The 16,881-nt window shown below is 60.5% G+C and carries 16 protein-coding genes; 6 read left to right on the plus strand and 10 right to left on the minus strand.

All coding sequences use genetic code 11. From position 1 onward, the window contains the following. Positions 1 to 131: 131 nt before the first annotated feature. Positions 132 to 1,058 carry a manganese catalase family protein gene (locus tag ACSV9I_RS06595; RefSeq protein WP_054156600.1) on the minus strand — a complete coding sequence of 309 codons (927 nt, stop codon included), beginning with the start codon at positions 1,056 to 1,058 and terminating at the stop codon, positions 132 to 134. A 167-nt stretch (positions 1,059 to 1,225) separates the two neighbouring features. Here ACSV9I_RS06595 and ACSV9I_RS06600 point away from each other — a divergent pair, with 167 nt between their 5' ends. The 4 genes from ACSV9I_RS06600 to ACSV9I_RS06615 all read left to right on the plus strand — a co-directional run bounded on the left by ACSV9I_RS06600 (position 1,226) and on the right by ACSV9I_RS06615 (position 4,083). Beyond that, positions 1,226 to 2,413 (plus strand): winged helix-turn-helix domain-containing protein, encoded by a 1,188-nt coding sequence (locus ACSV9I_RS06600; RefSeq protein ID WP_438327990.1) that lies wholly within the window; start codon positions 1,226 to 1,228, stop codon positions 2,411 to 2,413. 34 nt (positions 2,414 to 2,447) lie between these two features. After that, complete coding sequence (locus tag ACSV9I_RS06605) at positions 2,448 to 2,864, plus strand: GNAT family N-acetyltransferase (RefSeq protein ID WP_438327991.1); 417 nt, start codon at positions 2,448 to 2,450, stop codon at positions 2,862 to 2,864. A gap of 79 nt (positions 2,865 to 2,943) precedes the next feature. Beyond that, positions 2,944 to 3,375 (plus strand): antitoxin Xre-like helix-turn-helix domain-containing protein, encoded by a 432-nt coding sequence (locus ACSV9I_RS06610; RefSeq protein ID WP_438327992.1) that lies wholly within the window; start codon positions 2,944 to 2,946, stop codon positions 3,373 to 3,375. After that, on the plus strand, positions 3,376 to 4,083 hold the full coding sequence (locus ACSV9I_RS06615) for an RES family NAD+ phosphorylase (protein ID WP_438327993.1): 708 nt from the start codon (positions 3,376 to 3,378) through the stop codon (positions 4,081 to 4,083). 29 nt (positions 4,084 to 4,112) lie between these two features. Here the strand turns inward: ACSV9I_RS06615 and ACSV9I_RS06620 are convergent, their stop codons facing one another. From ACSV9I_RS06620 to ACSV9I_RS06635, 4 genes are all read right to left on the minus strand, one after another. Then, positions 4,113 to 5,063 (minus strand): flagellin, encoded by a 951-nt coding sequence (locus ACSV9I_RS06620; protein ID WP_438327995.1) that lies wholly within the window; start codon positions 5,061 to 5,063, stop codon positions 4,113 to 4,115. 99 nt (positions 5,064 to 5,162) lie between these two features. Further along, on the minus strand, positions 5,163 to 6,263 hold the full coding sequence (gene ribB / locus ACSV9I_RS06625; RefSeq protein WP_054156606.1) for a 3,4-dihydroxy-2-butanone-4-phosphate synthase: 1,101 nt from the start codon (positions 6,261 to 6,263) through the stop codon (positions 5,163 to 5,165). A gap of 10 nt (positions 6,264 to 6,273) precedes the next feature. Beyond that, positions 6,274 to 7,368 carry a chorismate synthase gene (aroC, locus tag ACSV9I_RS06630; protein WP_438327996.1) on the minus strand — a complete coding sequence of 365 codons (1,095 nt, stop codon included), beginning with the start codon at positions 7,366 to 7,368 and terminating at the stop codon, positions 6,274 to 6,276. Positions 7,369 to 7,532: 164 nt separating this feature from the next. Next, positions 7,533 to 10,565 (minus strand): EAL domain-containing protein, encoded by a 3,033-nt coding sequence (locus tag ACSV9I_RS06635; RefSeq protein WP_438327998.1) that lies wholly within the window; start codon positions 10,563 to 10,565, stop codon positions 7,533 to 7,535. A gap of 306 nt (positions 10,566 to 10,871) precedes the next feature. On the opposite strand from ACSV9I_RS06635, the gene ACSV9I_RS06640 reads away from it, so the two are divergent. After that, positions 10,872 to 11,132 carry a DUF1344 domain-containing protein gene (locus tag ACSV9I_RS06640; protein ID WP_054156799.1) on the plus strand — a complete coding sequence of 87 codons (261 nt, stop codon included), beginning with the start codon at positions 10,872 to 10,874 and terminating at the stop codon, positions 11,130 to 11,132. Between the two features lie 52 nt (positions 11,133 to 11,184). Here the strand turns inward: ACSV9I_RS06640 and ACSV9I_RS06645 are convergent, their stop codons facing one another. From ACSV9I_RS06645 to ACSV9I_RS06660, 4 genes are all read right to left on the minus strand, one after another. Next, positions 11,185 to 11,775 carry a histidine phosphatase family protein gene (locus tag ACSV9I_RS06645; protein WP_438328000.1) on the minus strand — a complete coding sequence of 197 codons (591 nt, stop codon included), beginning with the start codon at positions 11,773 to 11,775 and terminating at the stop codon, positions 11,185 to 11,187. A gap of 19 nt (positions 11,776 to 11,794) precedes the next feature. Next, positions 11,795 to 12,613: an enoyl-ACP reductase FabI gene (gene fabI, locus ACSV9I_RS06650; RefSeq protein WP_054156610.1), complete on the minus strand. Its 819-nt coding sequence runs from the start codon at positions 12,611 to 12,613 to the stop codon at positions 11,795 to 11,797. Between the two features lie 313 nt (positions 12,614 to 12,926). Then, positions 12,927 to 14,228: a DnaJ domain-containing protein gene (locus ACSV9I_RS06655; protein ID WP_054156611.1), complete on the minus strand. Its 1,302-nt coding sequence runs from the start codon at positions 14,226 to 14,228 to the stop codon at positions 12,927 to 12,929. Positions 14,229 to 14,473: 245 nt separating this feature from the next. Continuing rightward, entirely contained in the window at positions 14,474 to 14,929 is a 456-nt protein-coding gene (locus ACSV9I_RS06660) for an RT0821/Lpp0805 family surface protein (RefSeq protein ID WP_054156800.1), read from the minus strand. A gap of 65 nt (positions 14,930 to 14,994) precedes the next feature. Between ACSV9I_RS06660 and pdxH the strand changes: the two genes are divergently transcribed. After that, complete coding sequence (gene pdxH, locus ACSV9I_RS06665) at positions 14,995 to 15,609, plus strand: pyridoxamine 5'-phosphate oxidase (RefSeq protein WP_438328003.1); 615 nt, start codon at positions 14,995 to 14,997, stop codon at positions 15,607 to 15,609. A 46-nt stretch (positions 15,610 to 15,655) separates the two neighbouring features. Here the strand turns inward: pdxH and ACSV9I_RS06670 are convergent, their stop codons facing one another. Continuing rightward, on the minus strand, positions 15,656 to 16,705 hold the full coding sequence (locus ACSV9I_RS06670; protein ID WP_438328004.1) for a polysaccharide deacetylase family protein: 1,050 nt from the start codon (positions 16,703 to 16,705) through the stop codon (positions 15,656 to 15,658). Positions 16,706 to 16,881: the final 176 nt, after the last annotated feature.

Genomic DNA, 16,881 nt, shown 5'->3' on the forward strand with positions numbered 1-16,881 from the left:
TGTCGAGGCTTCTATAGACCGGGGAGGCGGCAAGGGGGAAGCGCAGGGTTGACGATTTGCCGAATCCGCCTGACTTGGGGCTGGCACAAGCCGGGGCTTTTCCAGCCCCGGCAGTGGATGTGCTCTCTTTGTTATCTGGACTTTTTGTAGAGCTTTTCTGCGATCTCGAACATTTCTTCCGGCGAGTAGTCCGGCGTGAAGGCTGAGGGGACGCCGACAAACTGGTGGATCTTGCCACCTTCCGGCATGCCGTCCACCACTTCGAGTTCGCCTGGCGGATCATTCGGCAAGGCGACTTCGCCATTGCCCCAGATCCCGGACATCTCTTTGTAATCGTTCGGGCTGAACGTATAGAGCCGGCGATGCGAGCCTTCGTCGAGATATTTCTGGCACTCGGGGATCTTGTCGAGCGGGATGTTCGGCGTGGGCAGGAACTTCTTCACGTCGACGCCGGTGATCTTCTCGAGAGCCAGCGCATAGGCATGGGCATGGACCGAGCCGCGCACGAGCAGATAGCCGCAGACTTCCCGTCCGGTGGGATCAGACAGGGTTTCGTAGACCCTGAGCTTATGCAGGCGGGCACCGCATTCCAGGTGGAAGTTGTGCAAGAGGTCGACCACGACATTGCCCGTCGTGGTGATGAAGTCGTTGTTCCACGAGACGCCATTGCTGTTGACCGGCATCGCGCCGCCGCCGCCAGAGAGGAAGGCGGCAGCCAGCCGGATATCCTTCATGCCCTCATAGGGCGCATCGGAAATGTCCCCGCCATCCCCTTCGTCGCCATCGGGAACATCCGGGCCGTTGTTCAGCATCACGACGCCGTTGCTGACGAGCTCGACATGACCGAGCTCCTCGGCGGTAATGCTGGCGACCAAGGAATAGAAGGGTCTGAGTTTTTCCTTGCTGCGAAAGTTGAAGCTCTGGAACATGTAGTTCCCGAGTGTGGACATTTCGCCGTATTTCCCACCGAGCAGTTCCTGCAGGGCAGCGGCGGCGTTTGGATCTGCACGCTTGGGTGCTGGCAGGTTTGCCTGCAGCTTGTCGACTCTCATGAACATGGTGATGTCCTTTGGTTGGAGGCATGGACACAACCTTCGGATACAGGGCTTGTTCCTGTGAAAACTCACGAGTGTTCGCGCCAAAGGCGAAATTCTTGGTGCAATCACGGTTGCAAGACCGTCAGAGCGATTGAACGAATGCAGAACATTCGCTAGCCTCTTTCCTCATGGCGATTCATCTTCCCAATGCACTGGCGCGCAAAATCTTCCTTGAACGGCAGGGCCTGTCGCGCTCGCCGACAAAGGCACTGGGCCGTGATGGCTTGTACGCGCTGATCCATGATCTCGGCTTTGTCCAGATCGACAGCATCCAGTGGGTCGAGCGGGCGCATCACCAGATCCTGTTCTCGCGCAACCAGACCTACCGTCCCAAGGACCTCGCCCATCTCCTGGAAAAGGACCGCTCGCTCTTCGAACACTGGACGCATGATGCCTCGGTCATCCCGTCGGCCTTCTTTCCCTATTGGAAACACCGCTTCGTTCGCCGAGAGGCGAAGATCATGGAGAACTGGGCGAAGTGGCAGGGGGAGGGCTTTGATCGGGCGTTCGAGGAAACCTATGCCCGCATCCGCGATCATGGACCGGTCATGGCCCGCGACGTCAAGGATGAGGACCACAAGTCCGGCGGCTGGTGGAACTGGCATCCGTCCAAGACGGCGCTCGAATATTTCTGGCACACCGGCAAGCTGTCGATTGCCCGGCGCGATGGGTTCCAGAAGGTCTATGACCTGTCGGAGCGGATCATCCCGGCCGAACATCATGCAGGCGAGGTCGACCATGACAGTTTCGTCGACTGGGCCTGCCGGTCCGCGCTGACACGCCTTGGCTTCGCCACATCAGGCGAGATTGCCGCCTTCTTCGATCTCATCACGCCGGACGAGGCAAAGCTCTGGGTCGCCGCCCATCGCGACGAGCTGGAGGAGGTGACGATCGGCACGGTAGACGGCAAGTCCCGCATCTCCTTCGCCTTTGCCGATCAGCTCGGCAGCCTCATCGAGGCGCCCGAACCACCAGCCCGCATCCGTGTGCTCTCGCCCTTCGATCCGCTGATCCGTGACCGAAACCGTAGCGAACGCCTGTTCGGCTTCTTCTATCGCATCGAGATCTACGTGCCGGAGCCAAAGCGGCAATACGGCTATTACGTCTTCCCGCTTCTGGAGGGAGAGCGCCTGATCGGTCGCATCGACATGAAGGCGGAACGCAAGGCCGGCGTGCTGGCCGTGCGCCGCCTCTGGCTCGAACCGGGCGTCAAACCAACAGCCGGCCGTCTTGATCGGCTCGATGCCGAATTGCAGCGCATGGCCCGCTTCGTCGGCATGGACAGCGTGCAGCACCTTGATGGCTGGCTCGGCTGAGCAACGGAAAAATCAATCAGAAAGACTTAAAGGCATGACCGACAACAGCGCCTACCGCATCGAAACCCGCATGCCTTCCATCGACGACTACATGCGCCTGCGCCTCGAGTCTGGCCTCACACCCTTTTCGCGGGAGGCGGCGGAAAAGGGTCTGCCCAATTCGATCTTCGGTGTCTCGCTGATGCTGGGTGACGAGACCATCGGCATGGGCCGGATCATTGGCGATGGCGGTTGCTTTTTTCAGGTGACCGACATCGCCATCCTGCCGGCCCATCAGGGCAGGGGGCTCGCCAAGTGGATCATGACGGCTCTGTCGGACTTCATCGCTACCCTGCCCAAGACCGCCTATGTCAGCCTGATCGCCGACGTGCCGGCCAACCGGCTCTATGCGCAGTTTGGTTTCGCGGAAACCGCGCCCCGTTCCGTCGGCATGGCGCGGAAGGTCCGCTGAGGTCTATCGGTTTCATCGGCCCGCCTTGAAATTTCCATCATATGATGTATATTCTAGTCGTCATTTGAAGGAGGCTCGAATGTTGAACCCATCTGTGGTGCAAGACGATCGCCCCGCCCGTCTTCAGGGCTTCAGTGCAGAAACCGACCGCACGCGTCTGTCGAGAACGGCGCTCAAGGCCTATCGGCGACTGGCCGAGCAGTGGGACCTGACAGGCCAGCAGGCAGCAGCCTTGCTCGGCGTCTCGATGAGCACCTGGGAAAGGCTGAAGCCTGAGACGGTGGAAAAGACACTGACCCAGGACCAGATGACCCGCATCTCGGCACTCACCGGCATCTACAAGGCGCTGCATCTGCTCTTTGCCGATCAGATGGCTGATCGCTGGCTGCAGCTGGAAAACACCGGTCCGCTCTTTGATCGGCTGACGCCGGTGGCCGCCATGATCGAGGGCGGCATTCCGCATATGCTGGAAGTGCGTCGCTATCTCGACGCGGTGCGGGGAGGTCTCTGAGTGCAGGTCGCCGGCATTCCGGTTGCCACGCTCGCCTTTCCGAAAACCGTCCGGCTCGTCTCGACGGCGCGGCTGCGTGAGGCGGTTCTGGCAAGCCTTGTCGACACATCCGATGAACTGGCGGAACTGGCCGAGATCGAAGCGGCAACGTCGAGCCGTCTGCAGGCGCAGGCCACCGGCATTTCCGGGCTCGCCGCCAACGAACTCGTCTACGACGTGCCGCATGCGCATTTCATCAATGCCTGCTTCGCCTATGCGAAGCCGCGTGAGCCGAACCGGTTCAATGGCGCCAATCGCGGTGCCTGGTATTCGGCACTGGTGGTCGAAACCTGCCTTGCGGAAATCAGCTTCCACATGACCAGTTTTCTAAGCCATACCGGGGTATTCGAGGCGGTGGTCGAATATGCGGAAATGTTCTCAAGCGTCTCCGGTGATTTCGTCGATCTGCGCGCCGTGCCAGACCATCCGGCGCTCGATCCCGACAAGGCGCGTGGCTATCCGCTCGGCAATGCGCTGGCTGACGACACACGAAGGGCAGGGGCGAACGGCATCATCTACCCCTCCGTTCGGCATTCGGGCGGCACCTGTTTCGCCGTACTCCGCCCTGCCGCTGTCCAGTCGGTCCGTCAGGGAGACGTCTACCGCCTCGTCTGGTCAGGCAAGCCGACACCTGTGATCGAAGGGCCCGTCAACGCGCCTGTCGTTTAAGAAAAGCCGCCAAGGCTGACTGTTACGTCTTACTGGAACAGCCGGAGCAGGATTTCCGGTTGGGAATTCGCAATCGAAAGCGATTGCGTTGCCAGTTGCTGCTGGGTCTGTAGCGCCTTCAGCCGCGCGGCCGTCTCTTCCATGTCGGCATCGACAAGCCGGCCCACACCATCGTCGACGGCGCTCTTCATCGTGGCAACGAATTCCGTTTGCATATCGATGCGCACCGAAAGCGCCCCGAGGCTCGCAGCCGCGTCGGCCATGGCGCCCAGCATCATGTCGATCACGCTGACCATCTCGTCAATCTCCTCGCCGGTGGTCGCGTCGGTCAGGGCAATCTCCGGGTGAATGGCGTGGTTTTTGCCGTTCAGAAGCACCCATTCGGTCGCCGTGCCCAGATCGCGGGCGAACTCGACATTGGTGAGAATGCCATTGTGGAAGCTTTCATCGATCAGATGATTGGTGCCCCACTGATTGGTCATGCCGTAGGAGATGGTCTTGAGAGATACGCCGCTGTCGACACGGTTGAAGGACGACACGACAAGTTTGTCGGCGTCGTCGGACGCATCCATCCGATGCAGCCAATTCTGGCCGGAGAAGCTGGAGGATTCCACCACCGCATAGATCTGCTCTTTCAGCTGGTCCAGCTCGGTGTTCACTTTCAGCTTGTCGACGCTGGTTTCCCTGGACGCAACCAGTTTTGCCTTGATCTGGTCGACGATGTCGATGACCGAGCTCATGCCGGCATAAGCGGTGTCGACGGCGGCGGCGCCAAGGCCAAGCGCGTCTTCTACGGCACCGAGTGCCTGCTGGTCGGATCTCAGCGTCGTGCTGATCGACCAGTAGGCAGCATTGTCGGACGCATCCCGAACTCGCAAGCCGGAAGATGTCTCCGCCTCGGATTTCAATATTTCGGTCGAAACAAGTCGCAAATTAGATAAGGCCGCAAATGCACTGCGGTTTGTCAGTATACTCGTCATACAGGTATCGAACGCACTTCTATGGTTACATTCGATACCTTCGTATAAGATGGTTAAAGAAGGGTGTTTTACCCTACTGAATTTAAGGGAGTTTTTCCCTCAAACGATCTCTGTCTGCGAGATCTTGATGCCAAAGCCTTCGAGACCGACATAGTGGCGCTCACGCGAGGACATGAGCTTGATCGAGGTGACGCCGAGATCCTTGAGGATCTGCGCACCCAGTCCGATTTCCAGCCATTCGCTTTCGCGCGCCTGGGCTTCCTGATGGCCTTCCCGGTCGTGTTTGCCAGTGCGCGCCGTGGTCGAGGCGCCGACGCCCACCGAGCCTTCGCGCAGATAGACGATAATGCCGCGGCCTTTTTCGGCGATCTTCTTCATGATGCCTTCGATCTGCCGGTTGTTGCCGAAGACGTCAGCGCCGACATGTTCTAGATGCAGGCGCACCGGAATGTCCTCGCCATCACGGATATCGCCGAATACCACGGCCAGATGCTGCATCGGATCCCAGGGCAGGGAATAGCTGTGGCCCTTGGCGGTCCCGTAAGGCGTCTGGATGTCGAAGCTCGAATGCAGCTGGATCAGCGTTTCCTTGCGCTGGCGATAGGCGATGAGATCGGCGACCGACACCTGCTTCAACCCATGCTGCTCGGCAAAGGAGGCCACTTGCGGCCCACGCATCACGGTGCCGTCGTCATTGACCAGTTCGGAGATCACCCCGATTAGCGGCAGCGATGCCAGTCGGCAGAGATCGACGGCCGCTTCCGTATGGCCGGAGCGCATCAGCACGCCGCCTTCGCGGGCCACCAGCGGGAAGATGTGTCCGGGACGAACGAAATCGGCCGCGCCGACATTCGGATTGGCGAGGTTGCGTACCGTCAGCGTCCGGTCGTCGGCCGAGATGCCGGTCGTTGTGCCATGCTTGAAATCGACCGAAACGGTGAAGGCGGTTGTATGGGCACTGTCATTGTCGGCAACCATGGCCGAGAGGTTCAGCCGCTTGGCCTCTTCCTTCGGCATCGGCGCGCAGACGATGCCCGATGTGTGGCGCACGATGAAGGCCATCTTTTCCGGCGTGCAATGCACGGCTGCGACGATCAGGTCACCTTCGTTCTCGCGGCCGTCATCGTCCATGACGACGACGATCTCGCCCGCTTCGAAGGCTCGGATGGCGTCCACGACGCGCTTCTGGTCATAGCTCATGCGTCAGGCCTCACTTCAGGCGGCCGGTCTGGCCGCGATCCCTCAGAATATGGTCGAGAATGGTGCAGGCAAGCATTGCCTCACCGACAGGCACGGCACGAATTCCGACGCAGGGGTCGTGACGACCCTTGGTGCGCACGTCCACCTCCTGCCCATCGGAATCGATCGAGCGGCGTTCGGTCAGGATCGACGAGGTCGGCTTGATGGCAAAACGCGCGACCAGCGGCTCGCCGGTTGCAATTCCGCCCAGCACGCCGCCGGCATGGTTGGACAGGAAAACCGGTTTGCCATCCGGGCCCATCCGCATTTCGTCGGCATTTTCCTCACCGGTGATTTCGGCCGCCCCAAAGCCATTGCCGATCTCCACGCCCTTGACGGCGTTGATCGACATCAGGCCTGCAGCAATCTCCTGGTCGAGCTTGCCATAGACCGGAGCCCCGATCCCGGCCGGCACGCCCTCGGCCACAACTTCAATCACGGCGCCGACCGAGGAGCCTGCCTTGCGGATCTCGTCGAGATAGCGTTCCCAGACCGGAACGATTTCGGCGTCCGGCGCGAAGAACGGGTTCTGGTCGACCTGCGCCCAGTCCCAGTTGTCGCGGTTGATCTTGTGTTTGCCGATCTGCACCAGCGCGCCGCGAATGGTGACATCAGGCATGGCCAGCCGCGCCAGCGCACCGGCGGCCACGCGTGCCGCCGTCTCGCGGGCAGACGAGCGTCCGCCGCCGCGATAGTCGCGAATGCCGTATTTCAGGTCATAGGTGAAGTCGGCATGGCCCGGACGGAAACGCTTGGCGATCTCGCCATAGTCCTTCGACCGCTGATCCGTGTTCTCGATGAAGAGCGAAACGGGCGTGCCCGTCGTGATCATCGAGCCGTCATCCTGCGGCATCACGCCAGACAGCACCTTGACGATATCGTCCTCGCGCCGCTGGGTAACGAAACGCGACTGGCCAGGTTTGCGCTTGTCCATGAAGGCCTGCAGGTCCTCCTGGACGAAGCGGATGCCGGGAGGGCAGCCATCGACGACCGCGCCAAGCGCCGGACCATGGCTTTCGCCCCAGGTGGTGACGCGGAAGAGATGACCGAAACTGTTATGCGACATGAAGACGAACCACTACATTCTGGCTGGCGACACTCTGATGGCCAGCGCGGGCCTTGGATGCCGACACTCTTAAAGCAAATCGGCGAAACCTGTGAAGCGGTTTTGCGCAATCCCGGGCGATTGCCGGGCGGGCCAGGCGGCCCGCAACCGGCAGGAGCAAGATCTCAGGACGCCTTTTTCTGCGGCAGCTTGCCGACAAAGCGGGTGAAATCTTCAAACGACAGGGGCTTGGCGAAGGCAAAGCCCTGCAGATAGTCGCAGCCGATCTGCCGCAGCATGGTTGCATGTTCCTGCGTCTCGACGCCTTCTGCCACCGTCTCGACGCCCAGCGAGCGCGCGATTTCAACGATCGAGCGCACGAGGCTGCGCTCCTGCGGCTGGCTGGTGATTGGCATGACAAGCTGGCGATCGATCTTCAGGCGCTTGGGCTTGAGCTTTAGCAGGCTGACGATCGAGGTGTGGCCGGTGCCGAAGTCGTCGATCTCGATATCGATGCCCAGCGCCTTGATGCGCTCGATGTTCTCGGCCGACACGCTGTCGCCGTCGTCGAGAAAGATCGATTCCACCAGTTCGAAACAGATCGTGCCAGGCGTCAGGTTCAGCTTCTGCAACTGATCGACCAGGGTCACGTCATGCAGGCGGCGCGACGAGACATTGACCGAGATCCGTGGGATCGGCACGCCGAGCGCTGTCCAGCGCATCTGGTCCTTCAACGCCGTCTGCAGCACGATCTCGTCGATCCGCGCCATGACGTTCAGGTCTTCGGCGATCCTGAGGAAGTGGTTGGTGGCAACGATCCCCCGGTCCGGATGGCGCCAGCGCACCAGCGCCTCGGCACCGCAGAGCTGCATCGAATTGGCGTGGAACTGCGGCTGGTAGTGGACGATGAACTCGTCGCGTTCGATGCCCGCCAGAATGTCGTCCGCCATCCGCTTGCGGGCGACGATATTGGCTTGCAGGTCGGGCGTGAAGAATTCGAAGCCGTTACGGCCCTTTTCCTTGGCCTGATAGAGCGCAATGTCGGCATTGATCAGAAGCTTGCGCGGATCGGGCACGAAGCCGATCGACTGCGCAATACCGATCGAGACACCGCAACGGCAGTCAAAACCCTCAAAGTCGATCGGCTGACGCATCTCCTCGAGAATGCGGGAGGACAGTTTGGACAGTTCTTCCGTCGTCGTCGCCTGTCGCGAGAGAATGACGAACTCATCGCCGCCGATGCGCGCCACAAGGTCTCCGCGCGGCACGATCTTGGTCAGAATGCGCGAGGCATGCACCAGCATCGTATCACCCGCGGCATGGCCAAGCGTATCGTTGATTTCCTTGAACCGGTCGAGATCGAGGTGGAGGATGGCGAATTTCTGCCGCTCCCCTGGGGCGGCGCGGCCGATTGCGTCGAGCTCCATGTCCAGCTTGCGGCGATTGGCAAGCGAGGTGAGCGGATCATGCAGCGAATTGTATTCGATCCGGTTCTTGGCAAGCTCGAGCTCGATATTGCGCGTGTCCGTTTCGGCCTTGGCGGCGCGCAGCTGTTCGGCAAGCAGCACGTCGGCGGTCACGTCGAAGGCGATGCCGATCAGCTTCTTCTTGCCGTCGCGGTCGATATGGGCCTGGCCGACGGAGCGGATGAAACGCGTCTCATTGTTCGGCAGCACGACGCGCTGTGTCGTGTTCAACGGTTGGCCGAGATTGGCGGCGCGCTTGGCCGAGAGCACAACAAGACTGCGGTCGTCTGCATGCAGGCTGGCCAGCCATTGATGCTCGGTCACCGGCTTGTCGGAATAGGGCATGCCGTAAAGCTGATGCATGCGCTCGTCCCACACGGCGGTCTTGGTGACCGGATCGCCTTCCCAGGTGCCGCAATTATAGGAGCCGAGCGCGATGTCGAGGCGTTGTGAAAGCTCGACCAGCTGGTGTTCGCGTGCCGAGAGTTCCTCAAGCGCCAGTTCCAGCTCTGCATTCTTGATATCGCTGGTTTCCTTGGCCTTGCTCAGCGACTGGTTGAGCAGGGCATCATTGGTGATGTCGCAGACAATGCCGGTCAGCTGTCCGTCCTGCGAACGTGCGCCGACCGAGCGCAGGTGGCGGACGACGCCATCTTGTTGCATCACCCGGTAGCTCAGATCCCATGTGTCCTGGGAGCGGGCCACGACGCAATCGAAGAACAGCTTTTCGGCCAGCGGCAGGTCGTCGACGTGAATGGCGTTGTACCAGTCCTCAAGGCGATCGTGGCAGCCGCTGCCATCGGCATGTCTTTCGTGCAGCTCGGCCGTGCGCGCGTCCCAGACCATCTGGCGGGTCGCCTCGTCGATCTCCCAGATGCCGGTATTCGACGTCTCCAGAGCAATCTGCAGGCGCTTGGAGAGATCCGCCAGGCGAGCCTCGCGAATGGCAAGCCGGACGAGGTTCTGGTTGCGCTCGCGCAGCAGATAGATCGCGCCAAAGGCGGCGATCATCATCGTCACAATACCTGCGAGCAGCAGCAGCCGGGCTGGCAGGCTTCGGAGTTCAGCCGCCTCCCAAGTGTCGCTCGGAACGCCGTAAAGGTCGAGTGCAGCACCCGCAAGCGTAACGCGAATGCTGACCGGCTCCTCGGACAGAACCTTTGAATCGCCATAGAGGATCTTGCCGTCTTCAGCGATCACCAGATCGAGGTATCGGAACAGCGAGCCTTCTTCCTGCTGGCCGACATGCGAAACCCCGGCCGCCTGCAGGAAGCCGACCTTGTCGATCTCCGCTCTCAGGGATTGCCAGCGTGTTGCCGTCTGCCAGGGCATTGGGGGGATTGGAATGTCGATGGAGATCGATGTCGGATCGCTGCTCACCCTCGGCGTGAAGGCCATGCGGCTGTCGTCGTCCAGCGGACCGAATGTAATGGAACGCAGATGCGGATTGCGCTTCAGAACGCTTTCCAGCGTGCGGTTGAGCTCCCGCGGCGCCAGCATCGCGTCGTCTGCAATGTCGTCGGCAATCGCACTGACGATGTCTATGTCCTGCACCAGTTGGGTATCGAGCGCTCTTTCAGCCAGCTGCAGAGCGTGGCGTACGGCCTGCTCCACCCGCAGTCTCTCCTGCAGCGCCGTGTTGCGGTCGATCAGGAAGCCGGCAGTCAGGATCAGTGCGCCCAGCGAGGCGCCAGCGATCAGCCAGAACGTGCTGCCGCCCAATTTGTATTCGGATCGAACCCGATCCTTCATTCCGTCACGCAACGTGCTGCCACCCCATTCCTGATGAGGTCAGTTAAAACGCGACGGGTTAATTTAGCATTTCGTGGGTACAGTCATGGTCTTGCATGGTTACGAGGTCCTGAAGTCCGGGCGCGGATGAAGGCTCGGAGGTGAACAAAAACTGTTCACTGAAAATCGCCGGGCATGGCTTGATCCGCGCCTTGGTTTCGGACCAGAATTCCACAGATCTGGACATGGTGTCGGGCAAATTTTGCCACATTTGGGGAGCGTATTGTGACGCAATTGAATTCTATGATTTTCTCGAAGGTGGTTCGCATGCGCCTCATGATTTCGGTCCTGCTTGCCACGGCAAGTCTGCTGTCTCCGCTCAGCGCCTTTGCCGGCAGTGGCGACGTCGAAGGCACGATCCGCTCTGTCAATGTCGAGGGCATGACCCTGCAGCTGGACGACGGCAAAACTTATGACGTCCCGGCCGAATTCAATTTCGATGGTCTGGAATCCGGTCAGAAAGTCATCGTCTTCTATACGGAAGTCGATGGCAAGCGCGTCGTGGAAGATCTCGAGCTGATCCAGTAATCGGTCAGTTTTAGCGCCTGCTTTTGCAGATTGCGAGGCAGGTGGGCTTATGTCAGAGCCAGTCGATGCGACCCTCGTCGCGCTCGATCTTCAAAATCCGATCCTGCGGGATATTGATGTCGCAGGCTTTATCCTTGCTTATGCCCCCCACGAGGCGGAAGCAACAGCGGATCACGCCCCCATGGCTGACGCAGACCGTCGGCCGCTCCACCGAATTCATCCAGGCGCCGATCCTCCAGGAGAGGATCTCGTAGCTTTCGGCATCTTCGCCGGGCGGTATGAAATCCCATTTGTGCTGGGCGCGCTCCTCGACCCGCTCTGGCGTCTTAAGCGCCAGTTCGGGCAAGGTTGAGCCTTCCCAGTCGCCGAACGAGACCTCCTTCAGGCGGTCGTCGGTGCGGTAGTTTTGAGGCTCCAGCCCCATCGCACTGCGTAACCGCTCCATCGTGTCGCGCGTGCGTCCGAGAGGGGAGCTGACAAAATCGAAATCCTCGGCTTGGGTGCCGAGGATCTGTGCGAGCTTCAGCCCGTTTCCATGGGCCTGACTGCGACCCTTGTCGTTCAGGCCGATATCCTTCTGGCCCTGCATGCGGCCTTCGGCGTTCCAGTCGGTCTGGCCATGGCGGATCATGTAGATGAGCATGGCGTCAGACCCCCGAACCTCAGTCTTTGGCAACCGAGATATCGGGTGCATCGACGGCCTTCATCCCGACTGTGTGATAACCACAGTCAACGTGATGCACTTCGCCGGAGACGCCCGAGGAGAGGTCGGAGAGCAGATACATGCCCGAATTGCCGACCTCGTCTGTGGTCACATTGCGCTTCAGCGGCGAATTCAATTCGTTCCACTTGAGGATATAGCGGAAGTCGCCGATGCCGGAGGCGGCTAGCGTCTTGATCGGGCCGGCCGAGATCGCGTTAACGCGGATGCCGCGGCCACCCATATCGACGGCGAGATAGCGTACAGAGGCCTCAAGTGCCGCCTTTGCAACGCCCATGACATTGTAATGCGGCATCACCTTTTCCGCACCATAATAGGTGAGCGTCAGCAGCGACCCGCCGTCATTCATGATCTTTTCGGCGCGCGCGGCAACAGCCGTGAACGAATAGACGGAAATGTCCATCGTCCGGGTAAAGTTCTGGTGGCTCGTCTCGATGTAGCGGCCGGTGAGCTCGTCCTTGTCGGAGAAAGCGATGGCATGCACGACGAAGTCGATCTTGCCCCAATGGGCTTCGAGATTGGAGAAGACCGCGTCGATGCTTTCGAGGCTGGTCACATCGCAGTCACCGGCCATGAAGGCGCCCAGCTCCTGCGCGAGCGGCTCGACACGCTTTTTCAGCGCATCGCCCTGCCAGGTGAAGGCGATCTCGGCACCCTGGTCGTGGCAGGCCTTGGCAATGCCCCATGCGATGGAGCGATTGTTTGCAACGCCCATGATGACGCCGCGCTTGCCTGCCATAAGGCCGGAAACTTGAGCCATGATGTGATCCCCTGATACTTTCGATGAAGTGCCTATGGCATAGGCCGTTCAAGCGTTCAAGATTGAAGAGGATCATCTCCTGTAAGGCCGCGTAACATTGCGTTTGCCGGTCGAAACGGGGTCACAATCTCCTCGTTCCTCCTAATTTACCAATGGCTTGCAAACCTTCGGGCTTGCAGTTGCGCAGGTGTCTCGCCGAGAGGCAGGGCAATGGAGGACGGGGAGGGGTGACGGTTCCGCCACCCGCCGCTCCGTCACGCTCAGCCGGGCCTGTATTGGCGCATCGCGTTCAACCGACGTCGCCAGGCACCTGTCAGATGTAAAGGCCTTCGCGCATCAGCCGCATGAGATCGGTGACCTTCTCGTCCGGCTTTTCCCAGAGCATCACGCGCACTTCGACGACCAGCCCGCCACGCCCGCCTTCGCCGTTCGGCAGGCCAAGGTCTTCGATGCGGATGACCTGATCCGAATTCGACCAGGCCGGAACGGTGAGCGGAACCTTGCCTTCCGGTCCCTCGACCTCCGTTTCACACCCGAGGACCGCATTTTCCAGCGTGATCGGCAAGACGGTGCGAAGGTCGAAGCCATCGACGACAAAGCGTTCGCTGCGGGCAACCCGCACCGTCACGGCAACATCGCCGCGATTCATGCCGGGCAGGCGCAGGCCCTGTTCGCGCAGGCGCACCACATGTCCATCGGTCACGCCTTTCAGCGGCACGCGTACATCGCGTCCATCATTGAGGGTGAGCGGGACGGATTTCTGCTCAAGCAGATCGCCAATCGCAACAATCGCTTCGGCAAACACGTCAGGCGCTTTTTCCGGCACGGTATCCGGCACGCCGCGCAGGCGACGGACGAGTGACGTGAAGAGCTCGATCGGGGACAGAAGAGAAGGGATAGCCTGCCGGTTGGAGCCGTTGGCCGCCGCCGCATCCGCTGCCTCGCGTTCCCGTTTGATGCTGTCGGCCGCCGCCGCCGCCTCAGGGCCTTCGCCGAAGATGCGCGAGACCATTTCTTCGGGGCTTTCCGCCTTGTCGGACGATTCCTTTTGCGCACCGCCTCCTGCCGTTTTCACGTCTTCGGCGGTCCGGGTTGTTTTCGCTCTGTCGGCCGCTGCGGCCTGCGGGCCAGCCTGCGAAGCGCTTGCCGTCTGGGCAGCGGCTTGGGCTGCCGCCTGTGCTGCCGATTGAGCAGCGCGCGAGGCATTGGCCGCGGCCTGGGCGTTGCGGGCGTTTTGTGCGGCTTGGGCTGCTGCGGCGTCGGCTCTTGCCTTTTCTGCCTCCGCCTCGGCAAGCTCGGCCATCACGCGCTCCGCGTTCGCCTTCGCCTGCTGCGCCCGTTCAGCGGCGGCCCTTGCTGCCTCCCGCTGCTTCATGATCGTATTGTCGCGGTCCAGGGCATCGGGCTTCACGCGGCTCTGGTCGTAGCGCCGCCGCTTGGCCGGATCCTTGAGAATGTCATAGGCATGGCCGATTTCGGCAAAGCGGCTGTGCGCCAGCGGATCGTCTGGATTCTGGTCGGGATGGGCCGATTTCGCCTGTCTGCGCCAGGCAGCCTTGATCTCGTCCGCACCCGCATCTCGCTTTACGCCAAGAATGGAATAAAAATCGCGCATTGAACACCAAACCAACAAGGGCGGCGGAGGCTGGTGATCATGCCTCGCCCGCGAATACTCAATACCGTACCGCATAACATCGCGGCCGCGGGTTAACTGGCGAGGAGCGTCGCACGGAATTCGCTAATCGAAGGTTACACCCAGAGGGGGTGCAAGGCGGTGTTTCTTGAGACTTGCTTAAGCAATTCTTTCGAATGCGATCAAATTCGGCCGGATCATCCCTGAACAGGGGAAAAACCGGTCAATCAGGACTGCTTGTCAAAGCTCATCAGTTCCCAGCTGCCGCCACCGGCGGTGCAGGTCTTGCCGGAGAAATAGGCAATGCCTTCATACGAGTGCCGGGTGGTCGAGAAGTTGCGGCAGATGAAGCCGTTGCCCTTTTCTTCCTGGATGGCCGTCACGACGCCAGCGCTGCCGGTCGAGGCATTGGCCCAGGGCAGGGGGTGGTCCCCGGTCTTGCCAAGATCCGCGGATGAGACGGCACTTTGAACCGTCAGTTCGTCCGAACGGCTGAGCGGATTGCTCTTGCGATTGACGGTATTGGTCGAGATCGAGCTGTCCACCTTGTCTGACCCGAACAGATCCATGCTGCCGCCAAAGCAGCCGCTGAGCGGAAGTGTCGCGGCAAGAGAGAGGATCAACGTGGATTTCCGCATGCACCTACCCATTGTACGCACGAACGACTTTGCTATGTCTTTCAAGGGGCCATCCATCTGGTGCTTCGCCACGCATGGCCAATATGCAGATCGGGAGCAATTGAGACAATATGTCAGAACTCGGGTTAACAAGTGGTGACTTTACCGAGGAGAACGAACCCTTCGCACTCTTCGCATCCTGGCTGAACGACGCGCAGGCATCCGAGATCAACGATCCCAATGCCGTTGCATTGGCCACCGTGGACGCGGATGGACTGCCGAATGTGCGTATGGTCTTGCTCAAGGGATATGATGCCCGCGGCTTCGTTTTCTACACGAATTTCGAAAGCCAGAAAGGACAGGAACTTCGAGGCCAGAAAAAGGCAGCAATGTGTTTTCATTGGAAAAGCCTTCGCCGCCAAGTGCGGTTAAGGGGCGAAGTTGAGGTCGTTTCCAACGAAGAAGCGGATGAATATTTCAACTCCCGGCCACTTGGCAGCCGCATTGGCGCCTGGGCATCAAAGCAATCGCGGCCACTTGAAGGCCGCTTTGCACTCGAAAAAGCCGTCGCCGAATACACGGCAAAATATGCGCTCGGCACGGTGCCGCGCCCTGAACACTGGTCTGGTTTCCGCATCATTCCGCGCTCGATCGAGTTCTGGCACGACCGCAAATTCCGTTTGCATGACCGCGTCGAATTCCGTCGTGAGGGAGATGGCTGGGAGAAGGTGAGAATGTATCCGTGACGTCTGTCACTGCACGATCAGTGACGGAGATCACGGTACAGTCGTGTCAGCCTGCGGCAAGTCGCGAGGGAATGCCGGAGGCGAGCGCCCGGACATAGCGACTCTTCTGATAGAAGCCGTTGAGCGAGATCCGTGGCACGAGATGCGGCCGGTCGAGGTCGGCCGGGGATAGCGTGCCGGCCCGCGTCGTGACGGAGAGCTTAAAGCCTGCCCATTCCGCATAGGCAGCGGTTCTCTCGGTCGCGCTGCGCTCGTCACCATAGGGATAGGCAAAGACGTTCGGCCGCTTCCCGGTCAGGGCGGCGACATAGTCGGCGCTCTGGTTGAATTCGGCAAGCAGGGTGTTGTCGTCAAGCGCCGCCAGCCCGCGATGGCTGACGGTGTGTGCCCCGAGCGTGACCAGCGGATCGCGGGCCATCTGGCGCAGCTCCTCTGAATCCATGATGCTCTCTGCAACGATCGCATGCGGATCGATACCGGCATTGTAGGCCGCCATGTTCAAACGGCCGATGCCGGTGGCTTCGTCTCCCTCGAAGACGAGCCGCGACAATGCTGCTATTGCGGCGCGCTTTTCCGCACAGGTCTGGCAGGGGAGGCGTCTCGATCCATCGCCTGTCTCGATCGTTACAGGCTCCCCGCTTTCCAGCATCGCCGCTGCCGTTTCCCACCACATGGTGTGGCTGCGCTCGGAAAAGCCCTTGCAGACGAAGATCGTGAACGGAACGCCGTGGCGCTGGAAGACAGGTGCTGCATAAACGGCATTGTCGCGAAACCCGTCATCCAGCGTGAAAGCGGCAAATGGAGAGGCCGGCGCGCTCGGAGCCGACAATTCGTCCTTGACCGCCTCAACCGGAATGAAGCGATAACCCTCGGCCTTCAAGGCGAGAATGGCAGCGTCGAGAAACTCGGGCGTGATTTCCAGATGCCGGTTCGGGGCGAAGGCTGCGGGTTGGAACGGCCGCACATGATGCAACGTGAAGATGACGCCGCGACCGCGCAGGCCCGGCAGGGCTCCGAGCCGAGACAGGAAAAACGAGAATTCGAGCCCGCCAACAATGGCGGCTCGTCTCAGTCCGGTCTTCAATCCCGCTGCCATAAGCCTCGTATACCCTGCATGATTGCTGACGGGCAACCTAACGGGGAAGGTCTTAAGCGATACTCAATGGCGAGTGCCAAGACTTGATCCTTGCTCGGTTCGCGGTCGGGCTTCATCGCCGGCGTGCTTATCGGGGAAAATTATCCCGCAAAGGCGCCGCAGAGATCGCCACGTCA

This window comes from Rhizobium sp. G187 (genome assembly GCF_051549525.1).
In the GTDB taxonomy this organism is placed as follows: Bacteria; Pseudomonadota; Alphaproteobacteria; order Rhizobiales; family Rhizobiaceae; genus Allorhizobium.